General features: G+C 65.1%; 15 protein-coding genes. 12 read left to right on the forward strand and 3 right to left on the reverse strand.

The window, feature by feature from the left end:
• Positions 1-52 precede the first annotated feature (52 nt).
• From E2493_RS02855 to E2493_RS02870, 4 genes are read left to right on the forward strand one after another with little or no spacing between them, the layout of a single operon-like run.
• A complete protein-coding gene (locus E2493_RS02855; RefSeq protein ID WP_135083518.1) occupies positions 53-946 on the forward strand; it encodes a cation diffusion facilitator family transporter in 894 nt (297 codons plus the stop codon).
• 33 nt (positions 947-979) lie between these two features.
• Positions 980-1,486, forward strand: a complete 507-nt coding sequence (locus E2493_RS02860; RefSeq protein ID WP_135083520.1) for an SRPBCC family protein — start codon at positions 980-982, stop codon at positions 1,484-1,486.
• Positions 1,483-1,935: an MgtC/SapB family protein gene (locus tag E2493_RS02865; RefSeq protein ID WP_225421109.1), complete on the forward strand. Its 453-nt coding sequence runs from the start codon at positions 1,483-1,485 to the stop codon at positions 1,933-1,935. The genes E2493_RS02860 and E2493_RS02865 overlap by 4 nt, the downstream gene beginning before the upstream one ends.
• The gene (locus E2493_RS02870; protein WP_135083522.1) at positions 1,925-2,146 is read left to right on the forward strand and encodes a hypothetical protein; all 222 of its coding nucleotides are present in this window, start codon (positions 1,925-1,927) and stop codon (positions 2,144-2,146) included. The genes E2493_RS02865 and E2493_RS02870 overlap by 11 nt, the downstream gene beginning before the upstream one ends.
• A gap of 718 nt (positions 2,147-2,864) precedes the next feature.
• Here E2493_RS02870 and E2493_RS02880 read toward each other — a convergent pair.
• Entirely contained in the window at positions 2,865-3,341 is a 477-nt protein-coding gene (locus E2493_RS02880) for a hypothetical protein (protein WP_135083526.1), read from the reverse strand.
• A 190-nt stretch (positions 3,342-3,531) separates the two neighbouring features.
• Here E2493_RS02880 and E2493_RS02885 point away from each other — a divergent pair, with 190 nt between their 5' ends.
• Entirely contained in the window at positions 3,532-3,858 is a 327-nt protein-coding gene (locus E2493_RS02885) for a hypothetical protein (protein ID WP_191992954.1), read from the forward strand.
• 268 nt (positions 3,859-4,126) lie between these two features.
• Here the strand turns inward: E2493_RS02885 and E2493_RS02890 are convergent, their stop codons facing one another.
• Positions 4,127-4,507, reverse strand: a complete 381-nt coding sequence (locus E2493_RS02890; RefSeq protein WP_135083528.1) for a hypothetical protein — start codon at positions 4,505-4,507, stop codon at positions 4,127-4,129.
• 657 nt (positions 4,508-5,164) lie between these two features.
• Between E2493_RS02890 and E2493_RS02895 the strand changes: the two genes are divergently transcribed.
• The 6 genes from E2493_RS02895 to arsH all read left to right on the forward strand — a co-directional run bounded on the left by E2493_RS02895 (position 5,165) and on the right by arsH (position 8,706).
• Positions 5,165-5,479: a VOC family protein gene (locus tag E2493_RS02895; protein ID WP_404828285.1), complete on the forward strand. Its 315-nt coding sequence runs from the start codon at positions 5,165-5,167 to the stop codon at positions 5,477-5,479.
• Between the two features lie 93 nt (positions 5,480-5,572).
• Positions 5,573-5,905 (forward strand): ArsR/SmtB family transcription factor, encoded by a 333-nt coding sequence (locus tag E2493_RS02900; RefSeq protein ID WP_135083530.1) that lies wholly within the window; start codon positions 5,573-5,575, stop codon positions 5,903-5,905.
• A 13-nt stretch (positions 5,906-5,918) separates the two neighbouring features.
• Positions 5,919-6,455, forward strand: coding sequence for an arsenate reductase ArsC (locus E2493_RS02905; protein ID WP_135083532.1), 537 nt, complete (start codon positions 5,919-5,921; stop codon positions 6,453-6,455).
• Complete coding sequence (arsC, locus tag E2493_RS02910) at positions 6,452-6,883, forward strand: arsenate reductase (glutaredoxin) (protein ID WP_135083534.1); 432 nt, start codon at positions 6,452-6,454, stop codon at positions 6,881-6,883. The genes E2493_RS02905 and arsC overlap by 4 nt, the downstream gene beginning before the upstream one ends.
• 9 nt (positions 6,884-6,892) lie before the next feature.
• A complete protein-coding gene (gene arsB, locus E2493_RS02915) occupies positions 6,893-7,966 on the forward strand; it encodes an ACR3 family arsenite efflux transporter (protein ID WP_135083536.1) in 1,074 nt (357 codons plus the stop codon).
• Positions 7,963-8,706, forward strand: coding sequence for an arsenical resistance protein ArsH (arsH, locus tag E2493_RS02920; protein ID WP_135083538.1), 744 nt, complete (start codon positions 7,963-7,965; stop codon positions 8,704-8,706). Before arsB ends, arsH begins: the two co-directional genes overlap by 4 nt.
• A gap of 69 nt (positions 8,707-8,775) precedes the next feature.
• Here arsH and E2493_RS02925 read toward each other — a convergent pair whose 3' ends face one another.
• Positions 8,776-9,768, reverse strand: coding sequence for a helix-turn-helix transcriptional regulator (locus E2493_RS02925; protein WP_135083541.1), 993 nt, complete (start codon positions 9,766-9,768; stop codon positions 8,776-8,778).
• A 61-nt stretch (positions 9,769-9,829) separates the two neighbouring features.
• On the opposite strand from E2493_RS02925, the gene E2493_RS02930 reads away from it, so the two are divergent.
• Positions 9,830-13,165: a TM0106 family RecB-like putative nuclease gene (locus E2493_RS02930; RefSeq protein WP_135083543.1), complete on the forward strand. Its 3,336-nt coding sequence runs from the start codon at positions 9,830-9,832 to the stop codon at positions 13,163-13,165.
• The last annotated feature ends 7 nt before the right edge of the window (positions 13,166-13,172 follow it).

Here is a 13,172-nt window from a genome sequence, read left to right on the forward strand (position 1 = left end):
GATGTGGTCGGCCAGGCGCCCTGCGAGGCCATGTTCATGAGGAGGGACACGCATGGAAAAGGCTAGTCACGGCCACTCCGCCAGCGGGAGCGCGCGTCAGCTGACGATCGCCCTGTGCCTGACCGGTGGGTTTCTCCTTGCCGAGGTCGCGGGCGCGATCATCTTCAAGAGCCTGGCGTTGCTCTCCGATGCGGCGCACATGTTCACGGACGCCTCGGCCTTGGCGGTGGCGCTGGCCGCCATCCGCATCGGACAGCGACCTGCGGACGACGTGAGGACCTACGGCTATCGCCGCTTCGAGATCCTTGCGGCCGCCTTCAACGCGCTGCTGCTCTTTGCCGTTGCCGGGTACATTCTTTTCGAAGGCGTTCAGCGGCTCCGTAACCCTGAGCCGGTCCAGTCGACCGGCATGCTGGTGGTCGCCGGCATCGGCCTGATCGTGAACCTCGTCGCGATGCGGATCCTGGCCTCCGGCAAGGATGCCAGCCTCAACATCAAGGGTGCCTATCTCGAGGTCTGGGCCGATCTCCTCGGTTCCGCCGGGGTCATTGTCGGCGCGGTCGTCATCATGCTGACAGGTTGGCTGTGGGTCGATCCGGTCATTGCGATCATCATTGGCCTCTGGGTGTTGCCGCGGACGTGGACCCTGCTCAAGGACACCACCAGAATCCTCCTCGAAGGCGTGCCCGAAGGCATCACGCTGGCCGAGATCCGCTCCGCGATCGAGCAGATTCCCGGCGCCAGCGCAGTTCACGATCTGCACGTCTGGTCTGTCACGAGCGATGAAGTCAGTGCCTCGGCGCACATCGTGATCGCCGGGGAGAAGGAGCCTGAGGAGGTGCGGCTGGCCGCTGCAGCCGTGCTCAAGGAGCGATTCAATATCGGCCACGTCACCCTCCAGGCGGAGCGAGTCAGTTGCAGGCCGGAAGACGGCGCTCACGCTTGAGGTGACTGTGGACCGTGAGATGCGGGATTATCGATGATGATTGACGTTGTGGAGGAGATCGACATTCCGGCGAGCCAGCATAAGGTCTGGACCGCGCTCACTGACTTCTCATCTTACAAAAAATGGCACCCGTACGTGAGGATTGATGGTTCCTCGCTGACTGGTGAGAAGGTCCGCTACACCTTCGTCAGGAACAGCCGTGGGAAGCTTGCGACAACGGAGGCTACGCTGTCCGTCTGTAGTGCCCCACGGGAAATCGACATTGAAATCGGATGGGAAAGGGTGCTGCTTGTAACAGAGTGGTATCTGCTCGAGCCTGTTAGGAATGGCGTTCGCCTGAAGCACGGGCTGCGCTTCTCAGGTTTGCTCGCCTCCCTCGCAGGTCCGATATTGCGCCGTTGTCATCCCGATTGGTTCTATCTCAGACGGCCGATCGTTTCTCTGAGGAAGTATCTGGCGCGATCCAGGGGCGATGGCGACGCTCGTCGGAGACGACAATCCGCCGCACGAACCTCATCCTCACAAAGGCCCTTGCCGTGACCAGCTTCGAAGACATTTTGCTCCGCCTGGGCTGTGCGACGGTCGTTGGGCTCTTGCTCGGGCTCGATCGCGAGATCAGGGGTGTTTCAGCGGGTCTTCGCACGCACGCTCTGGTTGGCCTCAGCGCCGCGGCGATAACCCTCTCGGCGCTCGTTCTCCATGATACGCTCGATGCCGATGGGCAGACCCGGACGGACCCCTTGCGGGTCGTACAGGGGCTGGCGCAGGCGATCGGTTTCATCGCTGCCGGGCTTATCTTCGTCTCCAGAGACCAGGTCCGCAACGTCACGTCGGCGGCGAACATCTGGCTGACCACTGCGGTCGGCATCGCTGCCGGAGCCGGTCAGTTCGCCATCGTCCTGGCCACGACCGTCTTCGGCATCGTGATCGTGACCGTCGTCCGGCTGGGGGAGCGCTATTTGCCGAGGGTGGACGCCGATGCCGATTGATCCAGACGCCCCGAAGGACCAGGCCGGCGGCGCTTCGCCCGAGGACGAGATCGAGTATTTCCAGGCCCGTGCCGAACAGGAGCTGGAACTTGCTCAGAAGGCGAATGCGCCTGAAGTGGTTGCCGCTCACTTCGAGATGGCCAGCGAATACCTGGAGCGCGTCGCGGCCCTGCAGCGTGCGATCGACGACGACCATAGCCAGCACTCGTAGGAGAAGCGCCAGAGCTGCCGTCCGCCGTTTGTCCTGCTCCCCGGGGTCCGGTCGATCGTCCAGAGTTTGCGGTTGCTGAGGCCCGTCTGGAAGCGCAATGCTGTCGACTTGGCAGGCGCCAGGAGGATGGAATGATCGGGAAGACGACAGTCGGGGCCGTGTTGACGGCTATTCCGCTCGCTGCACTGGGCGGTTGCGCGACCTACCCGCAAGAACCGCCCCCCATGGTCTATTACGAAGTGCCGTGCGACGCTCCAGGGGCATTCCGGGCAGACCTATACCCGGCGGGGCCAACGCCCCCGTCGGCGGCCAAGGATGCCGCATCCGAGCCACTCCCGAGTTCAACTCCCGAGGCCGACCGGATCCCGGCAGATCAGGGAGCTCAGGCACCGCTTTGCCTGGCCAGGGTGGAAAGCCTGCCGCGGGGTTACTCTCGGCGAGCCTATGCTTACTACGGCAACGGTTGGCGGCCCTATCGAAGCCACGTCTATTTCGGGTTCGGCTTGGGAGGGGGTCACTTCGGAGGCGGTCACTTCGGAGGCCGCGGCGGACATCATGGCGGCGGGCACCATGGCGGCGGGCACCATGGCGGAAGCCATCACTGACCCGACAGGGCTACTGCCATAGGGCATCGGCAAGCCGGGTGCGGGATGGCTCCCACAGCAGATCCACTCGCTACACCTCCTGATGTAGGTGGCCCGCGCCTGGGTCGCCTGAGCTATCGTACAAACCACGAAACCATCGCGATGAGCAGCACTCCTGCCACGCCCCCGGTCAGCGCAAGGCGGAAGATCATTCGTTCCGATCGCTTGTCGGCGACGTTGCGCACCCTGTGAGCCACGTCTCGCGCGGTTCGCGATCGGACGGTGCGTTTCAGACCGAAGATCCGCGCCGCATCCATTTCGGACAGCTCGAAGAACGCAATTGCGTCTTGAACCCGTTCGCTCCGCAAGCCCCAGATCCGCAGGATGGAATCCGCGTGCGCGATGCTCAACGGCGAATTCTCCACCATCATCGTGGCGCGTTCGACCGCGCTGGCGCCCATCAAGGGAACGAGGGCGCAGATCCGGTCCGGATCGCAGTCCAGCACCTCCGCCCAGCGGAGAAGGCGCTCTTGCCTCGTAGTGCTTACTGGTGGTGGCTCCACGGTGGCCGCCGCCCGCCGGCGGTGGAAGGGGTTCATCGTCGTCGGCATCGGGACGACAATATCAGCTGCAGTCCAGCGGTTCCATCAGCAGCCGGGGCTTCGTGATGGGCTAGGCGGTCCTTTCGTTTGCATCTCTTCACGTGTCGAAATTCCAGTCCGGTTCAGCGCAAATTCACACCTGCAGCGACAATTATCCTTTATTCTCCGAGCTGTAGGCATGCGTGACGGGAGAGGATACATGAACAGGAAATTTGTTCTCGGCTTGGTGGCTGCGGCAGTGGCCGCTCTTACGGCGAGCCCGGCGCTCGCACGAGGCGGGCATGGCGGCGGGCACCATCGTGGCGGGCACGGCGGCATCAGCATCCACCTTGGCGGCGGCTATGGCGGCCCGCTCTATCGCAGCCGCAGCTATGCGCGCCCGGCCTATTACGATCCCTATTACGGCGATCCTTATGGCTACTACGATCGCCGTTCTTATTACGGGTCCCGCTCATACTACGGAAATGATCGCCACCACCGCAGGGGGCACTCGCGGCACGGTCGCCACCATCGTCGCTGGCACTGAAATAGGTCGATGCGGGCGGTGATCGGCACCGTCCGGACGTACTCGGATGCGCGACCCGCCGTATGATCCAGATCGGCAAGGGGTTCCGCGCAGTCAGACTGTCACGACCACGGCGTGCTTATTGGAGCAGATCTCTTCATCGCGTTCGTCGATCGGTGACGCGAGGCGAGTCCAAGGTCGCCGGTCGGTTGGCGCCTGCTCTTCAACCCTTCCTGAGGGTTCGATCGCGCTGGGCTGAGTTCTTCAGCCGCTGCGTTGCACCCGGGGATCAGTCCCTGCCGGGCGCGTGCGTGACCCGGATCTCGTCGACCATCTCGGGGGGAACGTCGAGTTTCGCGCGGAATGTCGATCCGGGCAAACGGTACCTGCCCATCACCGACCAATGGCTGTCTTTCACGCCGCGCAGCTTCCCACCTCCCCATGCTTCAAGATGGAGGTGCCCCCAGACGGGGCGCTGCTGCTGCGAGCGGCGTTCAACACGGCCTCGCACCAGGATTGCGTTCCCACGGCTTTCGATGTGGGCTTCGGTGATCTTGAGCAGACGGCTGGACGTGGTCGAGACGGTCGCGCCGACTTGTGGCGCCGTCGCGGCGGCGCAGCCGGGCAGGGCAAGACCAAGCAACAGAATGCGAACTGGCCATTTACGCATTGGTACATCCTTCTCGGCTGGAGGTGCGGTCAGAATTGGCTGAGCCGCCGCTCGTCTTGTCGGCGTCCGCCACTGCGGTCTTCAAGCGGCTCGACCGCGGCCCGCCGCAGGCTGGAACGCAGGAGGATGAGCGTCGCCATGACGGCCTCCGCCATCGCTGTCGCAGTCCCGGATCGATGTCCCGCTGGTCTCCTGAAGCAGTCATGAGCATTGTCCTATCATAGCATCTGCGGCGCAGCTTGCTCGCCAATCGCTTGCCAGAATGGTGAAATTGTTCTGAACCCCCTTTTCGATGCTAGCCCATGGCTGCGCGTTGGGCCGCCATGCCGGAGCTGGTCGTTGCTCCTGACCTCAACTCCCGGATGTGCCGGGCGCCGGCATTCCCGCATTGCCCGCAGAACACCGCGTCGTTCTCTTGCCTTTCGTAAGGCGTCCTGGACCGTCATCCGAGCAGCCGTGCCGAAGCTCCACGCGGTGGACTCTGGATAGGTCCCCGCCGCCTGCCAAGCGGCGGGGACCGATCACCTCGGCGAGGGGGGTGCCAAGGCGATCTCCTGCAGAACGCATGAGGCCGGCGCTTCAAACGGCTGCTAGCTGCGCGGGGAGCGCGTCTATGCACCTACGCAGGGCCGCCTGTCATCCCTCACATTAACTGATTTGGCAATCGGATCGCGCAGGCGGACTCAAGCCGCTGGCTCCAGCTCCGAGCTTTGGGATCACCGGATCGTCAGCGCCTTCGACGGGCAGCTGAAGGCCGCCGACCGCCCGGTCCTCGAAGAGGGCGCCACCACCTGCTGCTACGCTAAGTCGGAGAAGAGCTGGATCGCCGATCCCGACGGCATTGTCTGGGAGGCCTTCTTCACGAGCGGCGAGGCCACGGTGTACGGCGACAGCCCCGCGCCGACCAGGATCAACCCGAACGCCGCCACAGAGACTTGCTGTGCGCCGGCCGGCGCGGCAGCGCCCGCCTGAAGCACGGGCTGCGGCGCCTGAACCCCACGCAAGCACCGGATCGAGGCCATTGTCACTGCTTGCAGAACTGAAAGTATCTGCTATTCTCGATAAATGGATATTGATTCGGCGCTCGCCGGCCTTGCGGCTCTGTCCCAAAGAACACGGCTCGAGACGTACCGGCTGTTGGTCAAGCACCAGCCGGACGGCCTCCCGGCCGGCGAGATCGCGCGGCTCATGGACGTGCCGCAAAACACGATGTCCACCCACCTCGCGACCCTCGCGCGGGCCGGGCTGGTCGCGTCCGAACGGCAGAGCCGTTCGATCATCTACCGGGCCGATCTCCGTCGCCTCCGTGCGCTCACCCTGTTCCTGGTGAAGGACTGCTGCGGCGGTGAGGCCGAGCTTTGCGAGAATCTGATCTCCGAACTCGTCCCCTGCTGCTGACGGAGGCAACTCAATGCCTGAAGAGAATGCCGCGCAAGTCTACAACGTGCTGTTCCTGTGCACAGGGAACACCTCACGCTCGATCATCGCCGAGGCGCTTCTGAACAAGCTCGGAAACGGCCGCTTCCACGCTTATTCGGCCGGCAGCAGCCCCAAGGGCCACGTTCACCCGATGGCGCTCGAGGTTCTCGGCTCGCTGGGGTTCCCGACGGACGGCGTGCGCTCGAAGAGCTGGGACGAGTTCGCGCCGCGCACCGCCCCGGCGATGGATTTCGTCTTCACCGTCTGTGACAACGCGGCGGGAGAGGTCTGCCCGATTTGGCCGGGCCACCCGTTCACCGCCAACTGGGGCATAGAGGATCCGGCCGCTGTCGAGGGAGAGGGCCAGCGCGACGCGTTCGTCCAGGCCCTGCACCATCTCAGGAGTCGCATCGCGCTTTTCATGGCGCTCCCGATTGAAAGTCTCGATGCCCTGGCGCTTCGAGCGAAGATCCGGGAGATCGGGGAGCTCGAGGGCGCAACCGACACCACGAAGGAGTGGGCGCAGTGAGTTCCGTCGACGTCGTCATCTATCACAACCCGGAGTGCGGCACGTCCCGCAACACGCTGGCGATGATCCGCAATGCCGGCATCGAGCCCCGCGTGGTCGAATATCTGAAGACGCCGCCCACCCGCGCCATGCTCGAGCAGCTGATCGCGCGCGCCCGCATCTCGCCCCGTGATCTGCTACGGCAGAAGAACACGCCCTTCGCGGAGCTCGGCCTCGGCGACGAGAGCCTGACCGACGGCCAACTCGTCGACGCGATGATGGCGCACCCGATCCTGATCAACCGGCCGCTGGTCGTTTCGCCGCTCGGCGTGAAGCTCTGCCGGCCGTCGGAGGCGGTGCTCGACATCCTGCCGGCGGCGCAGCAGGGCGCGTTCGCCAAGGAAGATGGCGAGCTGGTCGTCGGCGCCGACGGCCAGCGGCTCGCCTGAGGAATGCACATGAGCACAGCAGCCACGGCAGCCGGCCCGAGCAAGCCGGCGATCACCTTCTTCGAACGCTATCTCACTTTGTGGGTGGCGCTCTGCATCGCAGTCGGCATCGGCCTCGGCCACGCCTTCCCGGATCTGTTCGCCCTGATCGCCTCGGCCGAGGTGGCCCGCGTCAATCTACCGGTGGCAGTCCTCATCTGGCTGATGATCATCCCGATGCTGCTGAAGATCGATTTCGGTGCGCTCGGCTCGGTTCGCCAGCATTGGAAAGGCGTCGGCGTCACCCTCTTCATCAACTGGGCGGTGAAGCCCTTCTCGATGGCGGCGCTCGGCACCCTGTTCGTCGGCTGGCTATTCGCGCCTTCGCTCCCTCAGGCCGAGATTCCCTCCTACATCGCCGGCCTGATCATCCTCGCCGCGGCCCCATGCACCGCGATGGTGTTCGTCTGGTCGAATCTCTGCGACGGGGAGCCCAATTACACGTTGAGCCAGGTCGCGCTGAACGACATCATCATGGTGTTCGCGTTCGCGCCGATCGTCGGCCTGCTGCTCGGCGTGGCGGCGATCACCGTCCCCTGGGACACTTTGCTCCTGTCGGTCGTGCTCTACATCGTCATCCCGGTGGTCATCGCCCAGCTTCTGCGGCGCATGGTGATTGGCAGTGGTGGCCAGCCCGCCCTCGACCGCCTGCTGGCGGCGCTCAGCCCGGTGTCCCTCGTCTCGCTGCTCACCACGCTGGTCCTCCTGTTCGGTTTCCAGGGCGAACAGATCCTGGAGCAGCCGCTGGTGATCGCACTGCTGGCGGTGCCGATCCTCATCCAGGTCTACTTCAATGCCGCGCTTGCCTATTGGCTCAGCCGCCGTTTCGGGGTCGCCTGGTGCGTGGCTGCTCCAGCCGCCCTCATCGGCGCATCAAACTTCTTCGAACTCGCCGTGGCCGCCGCGATCTCACTGTTCGGCATCAACTCGGGCGCGGCGCTCGCCACCGTGGTTGGCGTGCTCGTCGAGGTGCCGGTGATGCTCTCGGTAGTCAGCATCGTGAAGAGGAGCCGGGGCTGGTACGAGCGGGGCGCGCCGGCATGAGGCTCCGTACGCTGACCGAACCGGACCATCTGCCAGCGCTCGACCCCGCCTACGTCATTCGCCGCCCGGCCCTCGGACTTGGCGACGTCGAGAGTCCGCCGCGCTTTCTTCTCCTCTACGGCTCTCTCCGTGAGCGGTCCTACTCACGTCTCTGCGTCGAGGAGGCCGCCAGGTTGCTGCAGCTCTTCGGCGCTGAAACGCGGATCTTCGATCCTTCCGACTTGCCGCTACCGGACCAGGTCAACGGCGATGATCACCCGGCCGTCCACGAGCTGCGCGAGCTCTCGACCTGGTCCGAGGGCCACGTCTGGTGCAGCCCCGAGCGGCACGGGCAGATCACCGGCATCATGAAGGCCCAGATTGACCATCTGCCGCTGAGCTACGGTGGCGTTCGGCCGACGCAGGGGCGCACGCTGGCGGTGATGCAGGTCTCGGCCGGATCCCAGTCGTTCAACAGCGTCAACACCCTGCGCACCCTTGGGCGATGGATGCGCATGTTCACCATTCCGAATCAGTCCAGCGTGGCCAAAGCGTTCAACGAGTTCGACGCGGAGGGTCGTATGAAGCCGTCGAGCTACTACGACCGAATCGTTGACGTGATGGAGGAACTCGTCCGCTTCACCGTCTTGATACGTCCCCACGCTCAGCAGCTCGTTGATCGCTACTCTGAGCGAAAGGAGGCGGGGCCGCCGGCGGATCCCGGAAGGGATCTCTCAAGAATCGTTATCTCAGAGTCCTAGAACACGACGTCGATCTGGTGCTCCCGAGGACAAGGTCGGCTCGTCGACCAAGACCGTCGCCTCGCGCGCTCAAGGCAGAGCTTCGAATGTCCTCTGATGCCCGTGCACCATTTCCCGCAACCGCGCCGGCTGCAGCACCTCGACGGACCTGCCCCAAGCGTAGAGGTGCCAGCACATCTCGAGGTGGCCCGACGCCTTGAAGCGCACCAGAAGCGAACCGTCCGCCTCCTCCTCGATGGTCTGCGTCGGATGGAATACGAAGCGGCGTGCGTGCGGAGCTGCTTCAGGGGAGAAGCGCCAGACGACGTCACCCTGCTCCCTAGAGTTCTCGAAGGAGCCGAAACCCTTCTCCGCATGGCGACGGATGTCAAAGTCCGCATCGAGTTCGAAGCTCTGCGGGAGGACTTCCGCTTCGGCGATCTCCTCGACCCGGTAGTGTTGGAGAGGCGCCGAAGCTGGCTTGGCGGCGTCCCGTGCAATCAGGTACCGCCGGACGCCGAGGAGCAGTCCATGGGGAGCGACAATCCGGTCGGTCGGCCTCGGACGCGTCCGCGTCCTGTATGGAAAGCGCAGCAGGAACGGTCCCTTTAGCGCCTCGTAGATGGCCATGTCGACCGCGCTGTTCACCGCAGGCCTGGGGCCCGGGCGCGCGGCGTGCCCGAGGGCCTCCAGCAGCGCCTCCTCGTCGACGGCCAGCCTCGTTCCGGCCTCCGGCGGTACCAGCGCACGGACCTTCTGCTTCAACTGCCGTATCGTGGAGGCCTCGGAGATCAGCCCTGCGGCCTCCAGTTCGTTGATCGCGGTCGTCAGCGCTGCGAGTTCCTCGGCCGACGGTGTGAGCAGGGGAGCCACTGCCCGTGCCGGGATGCGCCATCGCCGCTTCCGATCGTCGCCATCCTCGGCTTGGGTCTGAGGGAACGCCGATTCCAGGGCGTCGGTCATCCGCTGCGCGGAGCGGTGCACGCAGCCGAACTCCTCGATGATCTCCTCGAGCGACACCCCGCTGCGCCGGGTGGCCATCATTGCGAGCTTCAGGAGCTCCTGCGCCTTCGCGAACGACATCGGACCTCCATGACAGCTTTTGTCGTCCTGATCTGCTATAGCGAACGAAAGGGGATTGTGCATGCGCTTGATTGGCGACGCGTGGCGGCTGAGTGCGTCGGATCTGATGCGGTTCAAGGGGTGTCGGCATGCGACGACCTTGGACCTGAGGCTGATCGAAGTCGGGGACGTTCAGCCCCGCGCGGACGCTGCGGAGACCGAGCTGCTTCAGCGACAGGGTGACGAGCATGAGCTCGCGTTCCTCGAGGGGCTGAAGGCGGAAGGCCGCACGGTCGTCGAGATCGCGAAGGAGGGCATCGCGCTTGAGGAGTCGGTGCGCCTGACGCGGGAAGCCATGGCATTGGGACCTGACGTGATCTTCCAGGGCGCGCTGCTCGATGGCGCCTGGGGCGGCTACTCGGATTTCCTCGAGCGGGTGGAGCGCCCCTCCAACCTCGGGGGGTGGTCGTACGAGGTCGTCGACACGAAGCTGAAGCGCAAGCCGGACCCCAAGCACGTCCTCCAGCTCTGTCTCTACAGCGACCTGCTCGCCAAGGTTCAGGGCGTCGCGCCGGAAGCGGCCCATCTGCAACTGGGTGACGGCAGCCGCTTCACCGTGCGGCTGTCCGAGGTGTCCTCCTACGCGCGGCACGCGCGGCGCATGCTGGAGGCCTTCCTGATCGAACGTCCCGGCACGCGGCCGGAGCCGGTGTCCGGCTGCGGGCTGTGCCGCTGGTCGGCCAGCTGCGCGGAGCAATGGGAGCGAGAGGACAGCCTTGCGCTGGTGGCTGGCATCAGTAGGTCCCAGCGGCAGAAGCTCGAGGCGGCCGGCGTCACGACGATGGCTGGACTGGCCGCCCGGAGCGAGCGCGTTCCCAGGATGGCTTCGGAGACGCAGCGGCGACTGGTGGCGCAGGCGCGCTTGCAATCGGCCCGCCGTGCGGGCGCTCCCCCGTCGTTCGAGCTGCGCGACGAGGAGGCCGGCAAGGGCTTCGGCCTGCTTCCTGCGCCCGACGAGGGCGATATCTTCTACGACATCGAAGGCGATCCCTACTTCCCCGGTGGCCTCGAATACCTCCACGGCCTGTGGTATCGTGACGCCGGCGAATGGACCTTCCGGGCTTTCTGGGCCCACACCCGCGAGGATGAAGGTCGCGCCACCTCGGAACTGCTCGACTTCCTCGTCGATCGCATGCGACGCTATCCGGCCGCGCGCATCTACCACTATGCCAACTACGAGATCGCCGCGCTGCGCCGCCTGACCGCGCAGCATCGAACAGGCGAGGCCGCGATGGACCAGCTCCAGCGCGAGCGCCGCTTCGTGGATCTTTTCAAGGTCGTCTCCGGTGGATTGATCGCGTCGGAGAAGGGGTACTCGATCAAGGACCTCGAAGCCTTCTACATGGAGAAGCGTGCCGCCGACGTGGCGACCGCGGGAGCGAGCGTCGTGTTCTACGAGGACTGGCGTCATACGGGAGAGCAGCGCCTCCTCGACGAGATCCAGGACTACAACCGCACGGACTGCATCTCGACGCAGCTGCTTCGCGACTGGCTCGTTCAGGAGGTCCGCCCCGTGGAAATGCCGTGGCCCGTTATTGGTGAGGTACCGGAAGGCGGATCACTCTCGAACGTCGAAGCCGAGGACGAAGAGATCGCCAGGCTGCGCGCCAGGCTCGAGCCGGTGCGCGAGCGGCTGGGCGACGGCGTGGCTGACCTGCTCCTCGATCTCAGCGAGTTCCACAGGCGAGAGGACAAGCCCGCCTACTGGGCCATCTTCGACCGCCTCGCCCAGGACAGCGAGGAGCTGCTTGATGACCTGGAGTGCATCCAGGGGCTCGAGGCCGTGGCTCCTCCCGTGCAGGTAACCAGGCAGTCCTTCGAACGCACCTACCGCTTCCCGCCGCAGGAGACGAAGCTCCGCGCAGGCAAGACCCCTTGCGTGAAGCCGGCGGCGATGCCGGAGGACGTCAATCTCCGCTCCATCGATCAGGACTCGAGCACGCTCGTGCTGCGCCGCTCGACGGCGAAGGGCCCCCTGCCGGACCGGCTCGATCTTCTTCCGCCAAGGCCCCTTCGAAACGACATTCTGCGAAACGCGGTGGTCGCTGTTACCGACGAGATCATCGCCGACACCGGTCGGATGGCCGCGGTCGAGCACCTGCTTACGAGATCTCCGCCTGTCTTCACTGACGGGGTGCGGCCCGACGGCATCATTCCCGTGGATGGCGATCTACCAGCCGACACGAGCCGCGCCATCTCGGCCATGACCGGGACGACGCTGGCGATCCAGGGGCCACCGGGGACGGGCAAGACCTACGTCAGCGCGCTTTCGATCGTCGATCTGGTGCGCGCCGGAAAACGCATCGGGGTCTCGTCCAACAGTCACAAGGCGATTGGGAACCTGCTGGAGGCGGTCGCAGAGCGCGCTCGCTTCGAACGCGTGAACTGCCGCGTAGTCCAGAAGGCGTCCGACGACGGTGATGACGAGCCGCATCCGGGTATCGTCTTCGTCAGCGACAACGAAGCCCCGGAGATCGCCGCCGCTCACGTCGTCGGTGCCACGGCCTGGCACTTTGCAAGATACGATGCCCCCGCCTTCGACTATCTGGTTGTGGACGAGGCCGGACAGGTGTCGATCGCCAACATTCTCGCGATGTCGCGCTGTGCGCTCAACATCGTGCTGGTTGGCGATCCGATGCAGCTTCCTCAGCCTCTGCAGGGCAGTCATCCCGGCGAGAGCGGGCGATCATGCCTGGAGTACCTTATCGACGGCCACCGCGTCGTTCCCGCCGATCGCGGCATCTTCATTCCCGTAAGCCGTCGCATGCATCCGCGCGTCTGCGGCTACATCTCGACGGCCGTCTACGAAGGGCGCCTCGGAAGCGACGAGGCTTCGGGACGTCAGACGCTCGTCTCACGCGGTGGCGCTGATCTTGCCGGAGCGGGGTTGCGGTCGATCGTCCACTTCGGACGATCGCAGGTGAGCCCGGAGGAGATCGAGGCCATCTCGTTTCGCATCTCCGAGATCGTGGGCGCCAGGTACTGCTGCCGGGAGGGGCGGGAACGCGAGGTCGCCCACTCTGACATCCTGGTCGTCGCCCCCTACAACGCCCAGGTGAATGCGCTTCGGGCCGCGCTCCCAAGGGATGTGCGCGTCGGGACCGTCGATCGCTTCCAGGGCCAGGAGGCGCCGGTCTGCCTGGTCTCCATGACGACCTCGAGCGGCGAGGAGCTCCCGCGCGACATCGCATTCCTCTTCTCGCTGAACCGGATCAACGTGGCCGTCTCCCGCGCCCAGGTTGCGGCCATTGTCTTTGCTAGCCCCCTTCTGCTCGAGACGCCGTGCCGTACGGTCGAGGAGATGTCACTGGTCAACGCGCTGTGCATGCTGCACGAATACGGGGGTGACAGCTTCTGACGCCCCC

This window comes from Sphingomonas parva (ex Maeng et al. 2020), assembly GCF_004564275.1.
Lineage (GTDB): Bacteria > Pseudomonadota > Alphaproteobacteria > Sphingomonadales > Sphingomonadaceae > Allosphingosinicella > Allosphingosinicella parva.